General features: G+C 70.5%; 15 protein-coding genes, 5 tRNA genes and 1 pseudogene. 6 read left to right on the plus strand and 15 right to left on the minus strand.

Annotated elements, in window-relative coordinates; genetic code table 11:
* Nucleotides 1–40: 40 nt before the first annotated feature.
* Entirely contained in the window at nt 41–1,051 is a 1,011-nt protein-coding gene (locus U5640_RS13260; protein ID WP_340376025.1) for an NAD(P)H-dependent glycerol-3-phosphate dehydrogenase, read from the minus strand.
* Nucleotides 1,048–1,848 (minus strand): 1-acyl-sn-glycerol-3-phosphate acyltransferase, encoded by an 801-nt coding sequence (locus U5640_RS13265; protein ID WP_340376026.1) that lies wholly within the window; start codon nt 1,846–1,848, stop codon nt 1,048–1,050. The genes U5640_RS13260 and U5640_RS13265 overlap by 4 nt, the downstream gene beginning before the upstream one ends.
* A 193-nt stretch (nt 1,849–2,041) precedes the next feature.
* Here U5640_RS13265 and cofC point away from each other — a divergent pair, with 193 nt between their 5' ends.
* Both cofC and U5640_RS13275 read left to right on the plus strand, forming a co-directional pair.
* Nucleotides 2,042–2,680, plus strand: a complete 639-nt coding sequence (gene cofC, locus U5640_RS13270; RefSeq protein WP_340376027.1) for a 2-phospho-L-lactate guanylyltransferase — start codon at nt 2,042–2,044, stop codon at nt 2,678–2,680.
* A 9-nt stretch (nt 2,681–2,689) separates the two neighbouring features.
* The gene (locus tag U5640_RS13275) at nt 2,690–2,893 is read left to right on the plus strand and encodes a hypothetical protein (RefSeq protein WP_067257356.1); all 204 of its coding nucleotides are present in this window, start codon (nt 2,690–2,692) and stop codon (nt 2,891–2,893) included.
* A gap of 91 nt (nt 2,894–2,984) precedes the next feature.
* Here the strand turns inward: U5640_RS13275 and U5640_RS13280 are convergent, their stop codons facing one another.
* The 4 genes from U5640_RS13280 to leuC all read right to left on the minus strand — a co-directional run bounded on the left by U5640_RS13280 (nt 2,985) and on the right by leuC (nt 6,307).
* Nucleotides 2,985–3,644: an HU family DNA-binding protein gene (locus tag U5640_RS13280; RefSeq protein ID WP_340376028.1), complete on the minus strand. Its 660-nt coding sequence runs from the start codon at nt 3,642–3,644 to the stop codon at nt 2,985–2,987.
* Between the two features lie 137 nt (nt 3,645–3,781).
* The gene (locus U5640_RS13285) at nt 3,782–4,012 is read right to left on the minus strand and encodes a hypothetical protein (protein WP_067257351.1); all 231 of its coding nucleotides are present in this window, start codon (nt 4,010–4,012) and stop codon (nt 3,782–3,784) included.
* A gap of 267 nt (nt 4,013–4,279) precedes the next feature.
* Nucleotides 4,280–4,873 carry a 3-isopropylmalate dehydratase small subunit gene (gene leuD / locus U5640_RS13290; protein WP_340376029.1) on the minus strand — a complete coding sequence of 198 codons (594 nt, stop codon included), beginning with the start codon at nt 4,871–4,873 and terminating at the stop codon, nt 4,280–4,282.
* 6 nt (nt 4,874–4,879) lie between these two features.
* Nucleotides 4,880–6,307, minus strand: a complete 1,428-nt coding sequence (gene leuC, locus U5640_RS13295; protein ID WP_340376030.1) for a 3-isopropylmalate dehydratase large subunit — start codon at nt 6,305–6,307, stop codon at nt 4,880–4,882.
* 188 nt (nt 6,308–6,495) lie between these two features.
* On the opposite strand from leuC, the gene ndgR reads away from it, so the two are divergent.
* Both ndgR and U5640_RS13305 read left to right on the plus strand, forming a co-directional pair.
* Nucleotides 6,496–7,212, plus strand: coding sequence for an IclR family transcriptional regulator NdgR (gene ndgR / locus U5640_RS13300; RefSeq protein WP_055634332.1), 717 nt, complete (start codon nt 6,496–6,498; stop codon nt 7,210–7,212).
* A 212-nt stretch (nt 7,213–7,424) separates the two neighbouring features.
* Nucleotides 7,425–7,703 (plus strand): annotated as a pseudogene (locus U5640_RS13305) (transcriptional regulator); the annotation flags it as partial.
* A gap of 65 nt (nt 7,704–7,768) precedes the next feature.
* Here U5640_RS13305 and U5640_RS13310 read toward each other — a convergent pair.
* From U5640_RS13310 to U5640_RS13335, 6 genes are all read right to left on the minus strand, one after another.
* Nucleotides 7,769–7,841, minus strand: a tRNA-Glu gene (locus U5640_RS13310).
* A 28-nt stretch (nt 7,842–7,869) separates the two neighbouring features.
* Nucleotides 7,870–7,941: transfer RNA gene (locus U5640_RS13315), tRNA-Gln, on the minus strand.
* 19 nt (nt 7,942–7,960) lie between these two features.
* Nucleotides 7,961–8,033, minus strand: a tRNA-Glu gene (locus U5640_RS13320).
* 39 nt (nt 8,034–8,072) lie between these two features.
* Nucleotides 8,073–8,145 (minus strand) — tRNA-Glu (locus tag U5640_RS13325).
* Nucleotides 8,146–8,166: 21 nt separating this feature from the next.
* Nucleotides 8,167–8,238: transfer RNA gene (locus tag U5640_RS13330), tRNA-Gln, on the minus strand.
* 91 nt (nt 8,239–8,329) lie between these two features.
* Complete coding sequence (locus tag U5640_RS13335; RefSeq protein ID WP_340376031.1) at nt 8,330–9,064, minus strand: HAD family hydrolase; 735 nt, start codon at nt 9,062–9,064, stop codon at nt 8,330–8,332.
* Nucleotides 9,065–9,101: 37 nt separating this feature from the next.
* Here U5640_RS13335 and U5640_RS13340 point away from each other — a divergent pair, with 37 nt between their 5' ends.
* On the plus strand, nt 9,102–9,386 hold the full coding sequence (locus tag U5640_RS13340) for a hypothetical protein (RefSeq protein ID WP_340376032.1): 285 nt from the start codon (nt 9,102–9,104) through the stop codon (nt 9,384–9,386).
* Nucleotides 9,387–9,447: 61 nt separating this feature from the next.
* Here U5640_RS13340 and gltX read toward each other — a convergent pair whose 3' ends face one another.
* The 3 genes from gltX to U5640_RS13355 all read right to left on the minus strand — a co-directional run bounded on the left by gltX (nt 9,448) and on the right by U5640_RS13355 (nt 12,090).
* Nucleotides 9,448–10,932: a glutamate--tRNA ligase gene (gene gltX / locus U5640_RS13345; RefSeq protein WP_340376033.1), complete on the minus strand. Its 1,485-nt coding sequence runs from the start codon at nt 10,930–10,932 to the stop codon at nt 9,448–9,450.
* Complete coding sequence (locus U5640_RS13350) at nt 10,925–11,710, minus strand: fumarylacetoacetate hydrolase family protein (protein ID WP_340376034.1); 786 nt, start codon at nt 11,708–11,710, stop codon at nt 10,925–10,927. Before U5640_RS13350 ends, gltX begins: the two co-directional genes overlap by 8 nt.
* A gap of 191 nt (nt 11,711–11,901) precedes the next feature.
* On the minus strand, nt 11,902–12,090 hold the full coding sequence (locus U5640_RS13355) for a hypothetical protein (RefSeq protein ID WP_340385705.1): 189 nt from the start codon (nt 12,088–12,090) through the stop codon (nt 11,902–11,904).
* Between the two features lie 570 nt (nt 12,091–12,660).
* Between U5640_RS13355 and U5640_RS13360 the strand changes: the two genes are divergently transcribed.
* The gene (locus U5640_RS13360) at nt 12,661–16,359 is read left to right on the plus strand and encodes a nitrate- and nitrite sensing domain-containing protein (protein ID WP_340376035.1); all 3,699 of its coding nucleotides are present in this window, start codon (nt 12,661–12,663) and stop codon (nt 16,357–16,359) included.
* Nucleotides 16,360–16,365 lie beyond the last annotated feature (6 nt).

Here is a 16,365-nt window from a genome sequence, read left to right on the forward strand (position 1 = left end):
GGTCACCCGCCGGGTTCGCTCAGCGTCGTGCCGGGTTCGCTCAGCGTCGTTCGGGTTTCGCGCTGCGCGACATCAGCTCCTTGAGCGCGACGACCGGCGGCTTCCCCTCGTGGACGATGTCGACGACCGTCTCGGTGATGGGCATGTCGACACCGTGCCGGCGGGCCAGATCGGCCACCGACTCGCAGGACTTGACGCCCTCGGCGGTCTGCTTGGTGACCGCGATGGTCTCCTGGAGGGTCATGCCCTTGCCGAGGTTGGTGCCGAAGGTGTGGTTGCGGGACAGCGGCGAGGAGCAGGTCGCCACCAGGTCGCCCAGGCCGGCGAGCCCGGCGAAGGTCAGCGGGTCGGCGCCCATCGCCAGACCGAGGCGGGTGGTCTCGGCGAGCCCGCGGGTGATGAGGGAGCCCTTGGCGTTGTCGCCGAGCCCCATGCCGTCCGCGATGCCGACCGCCAGACCGATGACGTTCTTGACCGCACCGCCCAGCTCGCAGCCGACCACGTCGGTGTTGGTGTAGGGGCGGAAGTACGGCGTGTGGCAGGCGGTCTGGAGCGCCCGGGCGACGGTTTCGTCGGTGCAGGCGACCACGGACGCGGCCGGCATCCGGGAGGCGATCTCACGGGCCAGGTTGGGCCCGGTGACCACGGCGACGCGGTCCCGGCCGACCTTGGCGACGTCCTCGATGACCTCGCTCATCCGCATGGTCGTGCCGAGTTCGACGCCCTTCATCAGGGAGACGAGGACGGTGTGCGGGGCGAGCAGCGGGGTCCACTCGGCGAGGTTGGCGCGCAGGGTCTGGGAGGGGATCGCGAGGACGGTGAAGTCGGCGCCGCGGGCGGCCTCGGCCGCGTCGGCGGTGGCCCGGAGGTTCTCGGGCAGCTCGACGCCGGGCAGGTAGTCCGGGTTGGTCCGGGTGGAGTTGACCGCCTCGGCCAGCTCGGGGCGGCGCGACCACAGCGTCACCTCGCAGCCCGCGTCGGCGAGGACCGTGCCGAAGGCGGTCCCCCAGGATCCGGTACCGAAGACGGCCGCCTTGACGGACTTGCTCACTTGCTGCTCTCCCCCTCGTGACTGGGCTGCGCACCGGTCTGGGCGGCGGTCTCCACCCCGGTCTCCGCCTGGGTGCGGCGCCGCTGCTCGATCCGCTCCTGACGCGGATCGTAGGGCGTCTCGGGCGCCTTCTCGCCGCGGATCTCCTCCAGCAGGCGGGTGACTGCCGCCATGATGACCTCCGTGGCCTCCTTGAGGACCTCCGCGGTCATCTCCTGGCCGTGGAAGCGCGTGAGGTCCACGGGCGGGCCCGCGAGCACGTGGTGGGTCTTGCGCGGGAAGAGGTGCGGCTTGCTGCTGTACGGCGGCAGCAGCTCGTTGGCGCCCCACTGGGCGACGGGGATCACGGGGCACTTGGTCTGCAGCGCGACCCGCGCGGCGCCGGTCTTGGCCGTCATGGGCCACAGGTTCGGATCGCGGGTGATGGTGCCCTCGGGGTAGAAGGCGACGCACTCGCCGCGCTCCACCGCGTCGATCGCGGCCCGGAAGGCGCTCAGCGCGTCCGTGGACTCGCGGTAGACGGGGATCTGCCCGGTGCCGCGCATCGCGGCGCCGACGAACCCCTTCTTGAAGAGGCCGCTCTTCGCCAGGAACCGCGGCACCCGTCCGGTGTTGTACTGGTAGTGCGCGTAGGCGAAGGGGTCGACGTGTGAATTGTGGTTCACGGCGGTGATGAATCCACCCTCGGCCGGAATGTGCTCCATTCCGCGCCAGTCCCGCTTGATCAGAACCACCAGCCAGGGTTTGCAGAGGACCGCTGCGAAGCGGTACCAGAAGCCGATTCTGCGGCGGGGCACGCGGACACCTTCCCTCTGGGACTTCTCCCGGTACTTCTCTCGGCACTTCGCCCGGGGCTTCTCCTCGGAGCCTGTGAGCCGCACAAGTGTCGCCCCGGGCCGCCGGTCTGTCGAGAACACCGTACGCCCGACGCGTCGGCGTGCCGATGGGCCGGGTGACAATGGCCGCGACAGGAGAGGGGACGGTACGCCGGTGCAGTGGACCTTGGTCATACCCCTGAAGCCCTTGGCGCTGGCCAAGAGCAGGCTCGCGGACACGGCCGGGGACGAGCTGCGCCCCGGGCTGGCCCTCGCGTTCGCCGAGGACACGGTGGCGGCGGCGCTGGCCTGCGCGGCCGTACGGGATGTGGTGGTCGTCACGGACGACCAGCCGGCGGGGCACGCGCTGGCCGCCCTGGGGGCCCGGATCGTGCCCGACGAGCCGCGCACGGGTCTGAACGCGGCGCTCGCGCACGGTGCCGCCGCCGTACGGCACCTGCATCCCGAAACTCCGCTCGCGGCGCTCAACGCGGATCTCCCGGCACTGCGCCCGGGAGAATTGGCGCGCGTTCTGGATACGGCGGCGGAATTCCCGCGCGCATTTCTCGCCGATGCGGCGGGAATCGGCACCACTCTGCTGGCCGTCTCGGCGGACCGTGAATTGCTCCCCGCATTCGGCACGGATTCCCGCGCCCGTCACCACGCGTCGGGAGCCGAGGAACTCCGGCTCGTCTCGGTCGATTCGGTGCGCCAGGACGTGGACACCGGCGAGGACCTGCGCGCGGCGCTGGCCCTGGGGGTGGGCCCCCGGACGGCCGCGGCGGCGGCGCGGCTGCTCGGAATCGGGCAGTAGGCTCGACCCATGCAGGCGACCGCATACACGTACGACCCCGACACCCGCAGCGGGCAGGTGCTGCTGGACGACGGCACCCCGGTGCCCTTCGACGCGCCGGCGTTCGACGCGGGCGGGCTGCGGCTGCTGCGGCCGGGTCAGCGGGTGCGGATCGAGGTGGAGGGGCCGAAGGGGAGCCCGCGGATCACCCTGGTGACGCTCCAGACCTTCTGAGGGCCTGCCCCCCTGCCCCCTGAACACGCCGCGGGCCGGGCTCCGTGAGGGAGTCCGGCCCGGCGCGTGAGTGCCCTTGCTGCTGTCGGTCCTACGACTGGCGGGCGGTGGCCTTCTTGGCGGTGGTCTTGCGTGCGGTCGACTTCTTGGCCGGGGCCTTCTTGGCGGTGGCCTTCGTCGCCGGGGTGGTCTTCTTCGCGGCGGCCGACTTGGTGGCGGTCGTCTTCTTGGCGGCGGCCGTGGTCTTCTTGGCCGCGGCGGTGGTGGTCTTCTTCGCGGTGGTCTTCTTGGCGGCGGCCGTCGTCTTCTTGGCGGCGGCAGTCGTCTTCTTCGCCGCGGCGGTCGTCTTCTTCGCGGCGGCGGCCTTGGTGGTGGCCTTCTTCGCCGCGGCCTTCTTGACCGTGGCGGAGGCGCCGCCGGTGAGGCTGCCCTTGGGGGCCTTCTTGACGGCGACCTCGCCGCCGCGCGGGAGCTTCTTGGAGCCGCTCACCAGGTCCTTGAAGCCCTGACCTGCGCGGAAGCGCGGCACGGACGTCTTCTTGACCCGAACCCGCTCGCCCGTCTGGGGGTTGCGAGCGTAGCGGGCCGGCCGGTCGACCTTCTCGAACGAACCGAAGCCGGTGACCGAGACCCGGTCCCCTGCGACGGTCGCGCGGACGATGGCGTCCAGGACCGCGTCGACCGCGTCGGCGGCCTGCTGGCGGCCGCCCAGCTTGTCGGCAATCGCTTCTACGAGCTGCGCCTTGTTCACGTCTTCCCCTTCGGAGACCTCGCCAGAACGAAAGTGTTCAAGCTTTTTCGCACGTTAGGCAGATATATACCGCAAATCAAACACGAAACGGGCTAATCACCCTTGTGCCGCAACGAAGTCGGCTGTTCCGGAGGCGATCAGCGCTCCTCTTCGGGCATTCGCCCCTCGTCGAGGTCCGCCATGAACCGCTCCAGACGCCTTGTCGCATCGGCGAGATCGTGCTTGGCCGCGGCCGTAATGACCAGCAGCTTCCGGGTCAGCGCCATCCGTACGCCCTCCGGGACTTGCAGTGCGCGCACTGTGGTGTGCGCTTCCTTGAGCTGGTTCGCGACCGCCGTATAGAGCTCGAGTTGGCCGTCGTGTTCCATGCACAGATTGTGCCATCTGGGGCGAGTTGTCGCCCGCCCAGGGGGCAACTGCCCCCTCGAACGGCTCTCACGGCACCGACGGAAGTCGCGTCCACAGAGGGCGCGTACCCCGGCAACCACCGCTCTAACGTGGGAAGTTGGCAAGAAGGACGAGGGTGCGGCGTCGGTTGCGGGCCCGGACACGGCTGTACCCCCGATCGGACCGATCGGGGGTACAGGAGGGGTGTTTGGGCTGGCCGAAACTCGCCTTGCCCCGGGGGCTCCGGATCAGACCTGGAGCGTCCTCGGCTTGTAGGACGGGCGCTTGGCCTCGTAGGCGGCGATGTCCTGCTCGTTCTGGAGGGTGATGGAGATGTCGTCCAGGCCGTTCAGCAGCCGCCAGCGGGAGTTCTCGTCCAGCTCGAAGGAGGCGGTGACGCCCTGGGCGCGCACCTCACGGGTCTCGAGGTCGACGGTGATCTCGGCCTGCGGGTCGTTCTCCGTGAGCTCCCACAGCGCATCCACGATCTTCTGGTCCAGGACCACCGTGAGCAGGCCGTTCTTCAGCGAGTTGCCGCGGAAGATGTCGGCGAAGCGGGAGGAGATCACGGTCTTGAAGCCGTAGTTCTGGAGCGCCCAGACGGCGTGCTCGCGGGAGGAGCCGGTGCCGAAGTCGGGGCCGGCGACCAGCACGGTCGCGCCCTGCCGCTCGGGACGGTTGAGGATGAACTCCCCGTCCTTGCGCCAGGCCTCGAACAGTCCGTCCTCGAACCCGTCCCGCGTCACCTTCTTGAGCCAGTGAGCGGGGATGATCTGGTCGGTGTCGACGTTGGAGCGGCGCAGCGGGACGGCCCGGCCGGTGTGCGAGGTGAAAGCTTCCATGACTGATCAGACTCCAGCGGACGCGGGGGTGTCGGAGGACAGGTCGGCCGGGGAGGCCAGATGGCCCAGGACGGCCGTGGCGGCCGCGACCTGCGGCGACACCAGGTGCGTACGACCGCCCTTGCCCTGCCGGCCCTCGAAGTTGCGGTTGGAGGTGGAGGCGGAGCGCTCGCCGGGGGCCAGCTGGTCGGGGTTCATGCCGAGGCACATCGAGCAGCCCGCGTGCCGCCATTCGGCGCCGGCCTCCTTGAAGACCACGTCCAGGCCCTCGGAGACGGCCTGCAGACCGACCCGGGCGGAGCCGGGGACGACCAGCATCCGTACGCCGTCGGCGACTTTGCGGCCCTCGACGATCGCGGCGGCGGCGCGCAGGTCCTCGATGCGACCGTTGGTGCAGGAACCTACGAAGACGGTGTCCACCTTGATGGAGCGCAGCGGCTGTCCGGCCTCCAACCCCATGTACTCCAGGGCCTTTTCGGCGGCGAGGCGCTCCGAGGCGTCTTCGTACGAAGCCGGGTCGGGGACGTCCGCCGAAAGCGGCGCGCCCTGGCCCGGGTTGGTGCCCCAGGTGACGAACGGCGAGAGCGCGGCGGCGTCGATGACGACCTCGGCGTCGAAGACCGCGTCCTCGTCCGTCTTCAGCGTCTTCCAGTACGCGACGGCGGCGTCCCAGTCCTCGCCCTTGGGGGCGTGCGGACGGCCCTCGAGGTAGTCGAAGGTGGTCTGGTCGGGGGCGATCATGCCCGCGCGGGCGCCGGCCTCGATCGACATGTTGCAGATGGTCATCCGGGCTTCCATCGAGAGCTTCTCGATGGCGGAGCCGCGGTACTCCAGGACGTAGCCCTGGCCGCCGCCGGTGCCGATCTTCGCGATGATCGCCAGGATCAGGTCCTTGGCGGTGACGCCGTCGGGCAGCTCGCCGTCGACCGTGATCGCCATGGTCTTGGGGCGGACCAGCGGCAGCGTCTGGGTGGCCAGCACGTGCTCGACCTGCGAGGTGCCGATGCCGAACGCCAGGCCGCCGAAGGCGCCGTGCGTGGAGGTGTGGGAGTCGCCGCAGACGACGGTCATGCCCGGCTGGGTCAGACCGAGCTGGGGGCCCACCACGTGGACGACGCCCTGCTCGACGTCGCCGAGCGGGTGCAGCCGCACGCCGAACTCGGCGCAGTTCTTGCGCAGCGTCTCCAGCTGGGCGCGGGAGACCGGGTCGGCGATCGGCTTGTCGATGTCGAGGGTCGGGGTGTTGTGGTCCTCGGTCGCGATGGTCAGGTCGAGACGGCGGACCTGGCGGCCGTTCTGACGCAGCCCGTCGAACGCCTGGGGGCTGGTCACCTCGTGCAGCAGGTGCAGATCGATGAAGAGGAGGTCGGGCTCGCCCTCGGCGCGCCGGACGACATGGTCGTCCCAGACCTTCTCCGCGAGTGTCCTACCCATCGCTTTCCCTCCGGCCGGCTATGACGCACCGGCCCAACTAGAGATCTTGTGGAGGCGACGCCCTCGGCCCCTGTTCCCGGGCACCCGCCGCCAGGCCCGTCGGTCATCGGGCCGCCATGCCTCCAGGGTTGCGCGTCTCACGGAAAAATGAACTTGCGTTTCACAGAGTGAGACGGGAATATCGTTTCATGGACAACAGTAGCGGCGTGGGCGTTCTGGACAAGGCAGCCCTTGTCCTGAGCGCCCTGGAGTCCGGTCCGGCCACCCTCGCGGGGCTGGTCGCGGCCACCGGACTCGCACGACCCACGGCCCACCGGCTGGCCGTGGCATTGGAACACCACCGCATGGTGGCGCGCGACATGCAGGGCCGTTTCATTCTCGGTCCGCGTCTCGCGGAGCTCGCCGCGGCGGCCGGCGAGGACCGCCTGCTCGCGACCGCGGGCCCGGTGCTCACCCACCTGCGGGACGTGACCGGGGAGAGCGCCCAGCTCTACCGCCGCCAGGGCGACATGCGCATCTGCGTCGCCGCGGCGGAACGCCTGTCCGGCCTGCGGGACACGGTCCCGGTCGGCTCCACGCTCACGATGAAGGCGGGTTCCTCGGCGCAGATCCTGATGGCCTGGGAGGAGCCGGAGCGGCTCCACCGCGGGCTGCAGGGCGCCCGCTTCACCGCGACGGCCCTCTCGGGCGTCCGGCGCCGTGGCTGGGCCCAGTCGATCGGCGAGCGCGAGCCGGGCGTGGCGTCCGTCTCCGCCCCGGTCCGCGGTCCCTCCAACCGCGTCGTGGCCGCCGTCTCGGTCTCCGGCCCGATCGAGCGCCTGACCCGCCACCCGGGCCGGATGCACGCCCAGGCGATCATCGACGCTGCGGCCCGTCTGTCGGAGGCGTTGCGCCGCACGGGCTGAAGCCGCGAGGGACAAGGGCGCCTCAACGCCGCGGCACTCTTTTCCCGACGGCAAGGTCCGCGACCTCGGGGGCGCGGGGAACCGCGCAACCAGCCACGACGATCCCGCACCCACCGTACGACCAGGCCCCCCTTCACCCGCGCCGTGCGGTGGAACGCGTCGGTCGCGCTCACATGGCGCGGTCGGCCGGCTCCCGGCATGGGGCGCAAGGGATGCGACCGGCCGAGCCGAGCAGACACAGCCGGGTCCCGACGGCGACGATCAAGTGCTACCTGCGAGGGGCTGGTGCGGGCGATGATCCAGGTGGGCCGGATCCCGGTGACCCCGGTCCGGACGATCCTCGGGCACGTCGACGACGCCCGGCTGCTGACCACGATCGCCCCGGCCTGTCGCTCCCCGGTGGTGTCGGTGGCCGCGCTGCGCCGCCTCGTGACGACTGGGACGCCGAACTGCTCAGGTCCTACGCGGAGTTGATGCGCCGGGCGGCAGTGCTGGGCGAGTAGGCCACGGGATCATGACGAAGGCCCTCTGCCTGAGCAGAGGGCCTTGCGCGATGTACCCCCGACCGGATTCGAACCGGCGCTACCGCCTTGAGAGGGCGGCGTGCTAGGCCGCTACACAACGGGGGCGTGGACACTGCGTTTCCGCAGGTCCGAGCTGGTCTACCTGGACTCGAACCAAGACTAACTGAACCAGAATCAGTCGTGCTGCCAATTACACCATAGACCAATGTGGTTTAGACCAGTCGTACCCCCGACCGGATTCGAACCGGCGCTACCGCCTTGAGAGGGCGGCGTGCTAGGCCGCTACACAACGGGGGCCCTAGCAGTTCCGACATGATCCTGCGCGATCGGAACCAGTACCCCCGACCGGATTCGAACCGGCGCTACCGCCTTGAGAGGGCGGCGTGCTAGGCCGCTACACAACGGGGGCTTTGCAGATGAGCTCTGCGAGCTGGCCTACCTGGACTCGAACCAAGACTAACTGAACCAGAATCAGTCGTGCTGCCAATTACACCATAGGCCACTGGAACGCAAGCCCCTGTGGGGATCTTGTTCTAGTTTTGCGCTTCGGTTTCCCGGCCTTCCGGCCCGCTTCCCTCGGCGCAGGAAGAACATTACCCGAAGGTGGACGGGGCTCCAAAACGGGTATCCGCGCCGAGGACGGCGGGGAGTTCGGCGAGGGTGGCGATCCGGTGCCGGCCGGGTGGCACCTCGACGGTCGCCGTACCGCCGTACCGGTCGATCCACACCGACAGCAGACCGGCGTCGGCGGCGCCCCGCCCGTCGATCTCCGGGTGGTCGCCGACGTACGCCACCTGGTGCGGGGCGAGTTCCAGGGCGTCGCAGGCGGCCAGGAAGGCGGCGGCCTCGGGCTTGGACACGCCCAGCTCGGCGGCGCACAGGATGGTCTCGAAGCGGTCGTGCACGCCGAGGACGCGCAGCTTGTGGTCCTGGACCCGGAGGCTGGAGTTGGAGAGCACCGCGTGGCGGTGGCTGGCGGCGAGCGCGTCCAGCACCGGCAGGACGTCGGGGAACAGCGCCCAGGCCGCCTCGTAGTGCGTGAGGTAGCGCCGGAACCAGTCGTCGGTCTCGGCGTCGGTCAGCTCCGGCCGGCCCAGGAAGACCCGGACCCGGTCCCGCCGCTGCCCCTCGAAGCTGATCTGCCCCGCGGAGAACCGCGCCCACTGCTGATCGGTGACCTCCCGCCACCGGTCGAGCGCCTGCTCCGCCGTCCCGTACCCCGCCAGCAGCCCCTCGGCCACCAGATGCCCCCGCATGCCCTCCCGGTCCGCGGTCGTGTAGTCGAAGAGAGTGTCGTCAACGTCCCAGACCACGGCGCGAATGCTCATGGGTCCGACGGTATCGCGGGCTGGCAGACTGGGGGGCATGAGCGAGTACCGAGTCCAGTTCACTGTCGAGGCCCGCGCGGCGTACGACGGCCTGCCCGCCGAGCGGCGAGCGCAGTTGGACAAGGCCGTGCGGATACTGGCACGGGACCCTTTCCGCAAGGTCGCGACCGCGCAACTCGGGCCCGACGAACACCTGCGCAAAGCCTACGTGGCTCCCGGTGTGATGGTGGAGTACATGGTCGCCGGCGCCGTCATGGTCGTCGTCGTGCTGGAGATCTTCGACGAGTTCGCCTATCTGATCGACGAAGCCGACGCGCAGTGAGCAACGAGTGAGGGGCGGCACCCGCAGTCACCGGGTGCCGCCCCTCACGTACGCCTGTCGGTCACGCCGCCAGCTTCGCCAGCGCCGCGTCGATGCGCGACAGGGTCTTCTCCTTGCCCAGGATCTCCAGGGACTCGAAGAGGGGGAGGCCGACCGTGCGGCCGGTGACGGCGACACGGACCGGGGCCTGGGCCTTGCCGAGCTTGAGGCCGTGGGCCTCGCCGGCGGCCAGCACGGCCTCCTTCAGCGACTCCGCCGAGGTCCAGTCGGCCGACTCCAGCTTCTCGCGGGCGGTGACGAGCAGCGCGTCCGCGCCCTCCTTCATCGCCTTGGTCCACGAGGCCTCGTCGGTGGCCGGCTCGGCGAGGAAGAGGAAGTCGACGTTGTCGGTGATCTCCGACAGGACCTTCAGACGCGTCTGGGCGTGCGGAGCGATCGCCTCCCACTTCGCCTCGTCGAAGTCCTCGGGGGCCCAGGGCGCGAACGGCGCCCGCAGCCAGGGGGCGCAGCGCTCGGTGAAGTCCTTCACGTCGAGCATGCGGATGTGGTCGGCGTTGATCGCCTCGCACTTCTTGAGGTCGAAGCGCGCCGGGTTGGGGTTGACGTCCGCGATCTCGAAGGCCGCGATCATCTCGTCCAGCGTGAAGATGTCCTGGTCGGCCGAGAGGGACCAGCCGAGCAGCGAGAGGTAGTTGAGCAGGCCCTCGGGGAGGAAGCCGCGCTCGCGGTAGAGGTTGAGGGACGACTCGGGGTCGCGCTTGGACAGCTTCTTGTTGCCCTCGCCCATCACGTACGGCAGATGCCCGAAGGACGGGATCTCCTTGGCGACGCCCAGTTCGATCAGCGCCTTGTAGAGGGCGATCTGGCGCGGGGTGGAGGAGAGCAGGTCCTCGCCGCGCAGGACGTGGGTGATCTCCATCAGGGCGTCGTCGACCGGGTTGACGAGCGTGTAGAGCGGGGCGCCGTTCGCGCGGACGATGCCGTAGTCCGGCACGTTCTCCGGGGTGAAGGTCAGCTCGCCGCGGACCAGGTCGGTGAAGGTGATCGTCTCGTCGGGCATCCGGAAGCGGACGATCGGGGCGCGCCCCTGGGCCTCGTACTCCGCGACCTGCGCGGCGCTGAGGTCGCGGCAGTGGCCGTCGTAGCCGGAGGGCTTCCCGGCGGCGCGGGCGGCCTCGCGGCGGGTGTCCAGCTCCTCCTGGGAGCAGTAGCAGCGGTAGGCGTGGCCGGCGTCCAGCAGCTTCCCGGCGACGTCGGCGTAGAGGTCCATGCGCTGCGACTGGCGGTAGGGCGCGTGCGGGCCGCCGATCTCGGGGCCCTCGTCCCAGGCGAAGCCCAGCCAGCGCAGCGAGTCGAGCAGCTGGGCGTAGGACTCCTCGGAGTCGCGGGCCGCGTCGGTGTCCTCGATGCGGAAGACCAGCGTGCCCCGGTGGTGCCTGGCGAACGCCCAGTTGAACAGGGCGGTGCGGACCAGGCCCACATGGGGGTTACCGGTGGGGGAAGGACAGAAACGTACGCGGACGGGTGAGCCGGGTGCGCTAGCCACGCTTGACAACCTTGTTGGTGAGAGTGCCGATGCCTTCGATGGTGACGGCGACCTCGTCGCCGACAGCCAGGGGGCCGACCCCTGCCGGGGTGCCCGTGAGGATCACGTCGCCGGGGAGCAGCGTCATGGCCTCGGTGATGTTGACGATCAGATCCTCGATGGAGTGGATCATCTCGCTGGTGCGGCCGAGCTGGCGCTGCCGGCCGTCGACCGTGAGCTGGATCGTGAGGTCGGACGCGGTGGCGAGGTCCAGGTCCGTCTCCACCCAGGGGCCGAGCGGGCAGGAGGTGTCGAAGCCCTTGGCCCGCGCCCACTGCTTCTCGCGCCGCTGGACGTCCCGGGCGGTGACGTCGTTGGCGCAGGTGTAGCCGAAGATCACGTCCGCCACGCGCTCGCGCGGGACCTCGCGGCACATCCGGCCGATGACGACCGCGAGCTCTGCCTCGTGGTGCAGTTCCTCGGAGAACGGCGGGTACTGGATGTCGTCCCCGGGGCCGATCACCGAGGTGGAGGGCTTGAAGAAGGCGAACGGGGCGTCCGGCACCTCGTGGCCCAGTTCTCGCGCGTGCTCGGCGTAGTTGCGGCCGAAGGCCACCACCTTGTTGGGCAGGACGGGCGGGAGCAGCCGGACCTTGCTCACCGGCACCTTCGTACCGGAGAGCTCGAAGTCCGCGAACGGGATGCCCTTGATGATGTCGAGGACGAGCTCGTCCGGTGTGTCGCCCTCGACCGCGCCGAAGGCGACGTTGCCGTCGATGGAGAACCTGGCGATGCGCACGGGTTGGTTGGCCCCTTGCCTGAAGACGGAGACTGAGCTGGCTGGAGTGTGACGCTCCAGGCTAACGCGGAAGGGCGTCCCCGGCCGGGGACGCCCTTGACATCCGTGTGCGGCCGCCTTGAGCATTCGGCGGCCCGTGCGCGTATCTGTCCGCGGAGATCGTGAAGATCTCGTGGATCTGTACGGCAGATCTACTCCGCGACGGAGGCCGCGACCGGGGCTTCCATGAGGATGGTGCGCTTGGGGTTGGCGGTCTGGGCCGGCAGGTCGACGGCGTGCTCCTGCTGGACCGGGAGCTGCAGTTCGGCGGCGCCCGCGAGGTGGGCCAGCGTCGTGCGTCGCGGGTTGGCGATCTTGTGGAACATCGTCGTCGTCTTCACTGTTGTTCGTGACCCTGTCTGCTCGTGGTGCCGGGTTGTCGGATAGGCCATCCCTGTAAAGCGTCAGGCTAAACATGCGATTCCCCGGGTAACTCATCGAGGCAGCACGATCACCGTGTGAGTTTGCTCACGAATCGGTGATCAAAGCGGTCAAACCATGCCGTCGAACGACCGCTTGGAAACGGACATTGACTCCCTGAATCACCCATTCCGCTCCTGATCATGGCGACTGGGACACCTGCCTCACCTTCACGTTTCGGGCCCTTATGCCCGCTTTATACTGGAACGTTTTCCACGTCCCGTAACGTTCCCCTCACGCGCTGTCACGCATGTCACAGCCCGGCCAACACACCTTGTTGGACCTCCGGCACTGTGCTGGAATCTCACGGACCGCCGCTGGATCGAGCCGGCGCACCGGGGCGCGACAGCGCCGTAGTGGCGGTTGGAAGGGGGAGCCAGCGCCGGTCACTCACGACCGTTCGAGGGACGTAATTCAGGACGTCCTTCAATACGCCGACACCGTCCTTCCGTTCATCCGGAAGGGCGCCTGGTCCAGAGGTTGCGACGCTAGTGCAGGGACGTTTCAAGAGGGATGGCAGTGCTTCGGCGGAGCCGGAGCCGCACGGCGGGACTGCCCCCAGTAATGGCAGCTCCTCGCTCCAGCACGCCCAGAACCCGGGCCCGAACCCGTCCGGCGACGGTGGTGAGCGCCCCGGGCGCCCCGGCGCGTCCGCGTCGCCGAGCCCCCTTCCCCCGACTCCGACGATCAAGCCGCCGACCGGCCCCGGCGGGCCCGGCTCCCGCGTGGCCCTGCGCAACTGGCGCATCTCCACGCGTCTCGTGGCGCTGCTGACCCTCCCGGTGGTCGCGGCCACCACGCTGGGCGCGCTGCGTATCAACGAGTCCATGGACGACATCCAGCAGCTCGACAACATGCGGCTGCTGACGGACATGACCAAGCAGGCGACCGAGCTCGCCGTCGCCCTCCAGGAGGAGCGCGACCGCTCGGCCGGCCCGATGTCGCACGGCACCAAGGCGACCGACTTCGGCATCAAGGGCTACCGGACCAAGACGGACCGGGCCGTGACCGCCTTCCAGGACGCCTCCGAGGAGATCAACACCGCCTCCAAGGACGGCAACCTCCAGGGCGTGAGGGACAGCCTCATCGGTCTGCTCTCCGACCTCGCGAACCTGCAGAAGATCCGCTCCACGGCGTACGCGGAGAAGGGCAACGCCTCCCAGACGGTCGACGCCTACCACCAGCTCATCACGAGCCTGCTCGACCTCTCGCAGGACATGGCCCAGGCCACCAGCAACCCGGAGATGATCCAGCGCACGCGTGCGCTGGCCGCCTTCTCCAACGCCAAGGAGTACGCCTCGGTCCAGCGCGCCGTCCTCGCGGCCGCGCTGCCGGCGAACAACACGTCGTACGGCGAGCTCTCCAACAACGAGCGGCAGTACGCCGACGCCGCCTTCGACAACGAGGCCTCCGAACTCGCCAGTTTCCGCAGCATCTACGGCGACGACGGCGCCGAGTCTCTGCTGAAGCCCATCGAGCAGGGCAACCCGGTCATCGAGGAGTCCGACACCTACGCCTCGCGTGCGTTCGCCTCCGCCTCCGGTCTGACCTCGCAGGACCAGCGCTCGTACCAGGACTGGATCGACGACTCGTCGACCAAGATCCGCCAGATGAACAACATCGAGCTCACCCTGCTCGAGGACATGGAACAGAAGGCCCGTGAGCTGCGCTCCGAGTCCGAGCGCGACGCCATCATCAACGGTGCCCTGATCCTCCTCGTCCTCGGTGTGTCGCTGGTCGGCGCCTTCGTCGTCGCCCGGTCCATGATCCGCTCGCTGCGCCGCCTCCAGGAGACCGCCACCAAGGTCGCCCAGGACCGCCTGCCCGAGCTGGTCAAGCAGCTCTCCGAGTCCGACCCGCAGGACGTCGACACGTCCGTGGAGTCGGTCGGTGTGCACTCCCGGGACGAGATCGGCCAGGTGGCCGCGGCCTTCGACGACGTGCACCGCGAGGCGGTCCGCCTCGCCGCCGAGCAGGCCCTGCTGCGGGGCAACGTCAACGCGATGTTCACCAACCTCTCGCGCCGCTCCCAGGGCCTCATCCAGCGTCAGCTCTCGCTCATCTCCGAACTGGAGTCCCGCGAGGCCGACCCGGACCAGCTGTCCTCCCTCTTCAAGCTCGACCACCTCGCCACCCGCATGCGCCGTAACGGTGAGAACCTCCTGGTCCTCGCGGGTGAAGAGCCCGGCCGACGCTGGACCCGCCCGGTCCCCCTGGTCGACGTCCTGCGCGCCGCCGCCTCCGAGGTGGAGCAGTACGAGCGCATCGAACTGGCCTCCGTGCCGTCCACCGAAGTGGCCGGCCGGGTCGTCAACGACCTCGTGCACCTCCTCGCCGAGCTGCTGGAGAACGCCACCTCGTTCTCCTCCCCGCAGACCAAGGTCAAGGTCACCGGTCACGCGCTGCCCGACGGCCGCGTGCTGATCGAGATCCACGACACCGGCATCGGCCTCTCCCCCGAGGACCTCGCCGCGATCAACGAGCGGCTCGCCTCGCCGCCCACCGTGGACGTCTCCGTCTCCCGCCGCATGGGCCTCTTCGTGGTCGGTCGTCTGTCCCAGCGGCACGGCATCCGCATCCAGCTGCGCCCCTCCGACTCCGGTGGTACGACCGCGCTGGTCATGCTGCCCGTGGACGTCGCCCAGGGCGGCAAGAAGCCCCAGCCCAAGCCCGGCCAGGGCGGCTCCGCCGGCGGTCCCGCCGCCGCGCAGGCCGCCGCGGGCGCGGCCGCCGCGCGTCGCCAGAACGGCGGCCCGCAGGGCGGTGCGCTCGGCGCCGGTGCCCCCGGCGGGGGCGGCGCCCTCGGCGCGGGTCCCGGCTCCGCTCCCGGTGGAGGCGGCCGTCTCGCCGCCGGCCAGGGTCCCCGGGCCGCGCTGCCCGGCCGTGACGGCGGTGGCCGTCCCGGCGGCCAGCCCCCGCGCGGACCGCAGCCGCCCCTCCCGCCCCAGCAGGACCGTCCGGCCCCGGCCGGTGCGGGCGCCGGCTTCGGCGGTCAGGCCCCGGGCGCCCCGCAGGGGTTCCAGAACTCCGGTGCGAACGGCCAGAACCAGGACTTCTTCGGCGGCGGGCGGCCCCCGCAGCGCAAGAACAACTCCGAGCAGCGCGGCCGTCAGCCGCAGCTCCCGCCGCGCGGCGGCCCGCGCGCCGAGCTGCCCGGCGGCAACCCGCAGCCGCGCGTGACGAGCTGGGGCGACGAGAACGCCCAGCCGCCGGTGCCGCGCACCCCGCTGGACGCCCCGCGCGGCCACGAGGAGCCGGACGTCGCGCAGACCGCGCGCATGCCGCGGATCGACGACCGCCAGGGCCCGGCCGACTTCGGCCGCGGTGCGGGCGGTCCGCAGAGCACGGGCCAGTTCCCCGCCGTCGCTCCCACCGGTCCCCAGGACACGGGCCAGTTCCAGCGCCCGGGCACCGCCGACCGCGACGACAACGGGTTCACCCGCTCCGACGTCTTCGGCGCACCGGGCGGCCAGAACACCCCGCCGAACCCGAACCAGTTCGCTCCGCAGGCGTACGACAACGGCTCCACCGGCCAGTTCGCGGCGCCCGGCTACGACGGCTCCGGCACGGGCCAGCACGCGCTGCCCGGCCGCCAGGACATGACGTCCACGGGCCAGTTCGAGCGCCCGCAGATCAACGGCGCCGCGGGCGGTTTCGGCTCGCCGCGCCCGCAGGTCCCGCCGCGCCCCGCCCACCGTCCCGAGCCGGAGGCCCTGCCGCCGGCACCGGGTCCGGGCGACGGCCGCACCCCGCTGTACGACACGCTGGAGACCAACTGGTTCCACGGCGGGCCGCAGGCGGGCGATCCGGGCCAGGCGCCCGCTCCGCAGGCACCGCAGCAGCAGCCGCAGGCTCCGGCCGCACCCCAGCGGCCCGCGGCCGGCGGCCCCTCCACCTCCTCGTGGCGCACGTCGCCGAACGACGAGCTCGTCCGACAGGCCGAGCGCGTCCGGCAGCCCGCCGCGGGCGGGGTCACCACCTCCGGTCTGCCGCGCCGGGTGCCCCGGGCCAACCTGGTCCCCGGCACCGCACAGCAGCAACAGCACCAAACCGGTCCGCAGGTCTCGCGTGCGCCTGACGACGTACGCGGACGGCTGACCAATCTTCGTCGGGGCATCGCGCAGGGTCGTCAGGCCGGCAACGGTCAGACCGGCAGTTTCCCGAGCCCCACTCACCCGCAGGAGCGTTAGTTGAGT

The organism is Streptomyces sp. SS7, from assembly GCF_037993025.1.
Classification (GTDB): domain Bacteria; phylum Actinomycetota; class Actinomycetes; order Streptomycetales; family Streptomycetaceae; genus Streptomyces.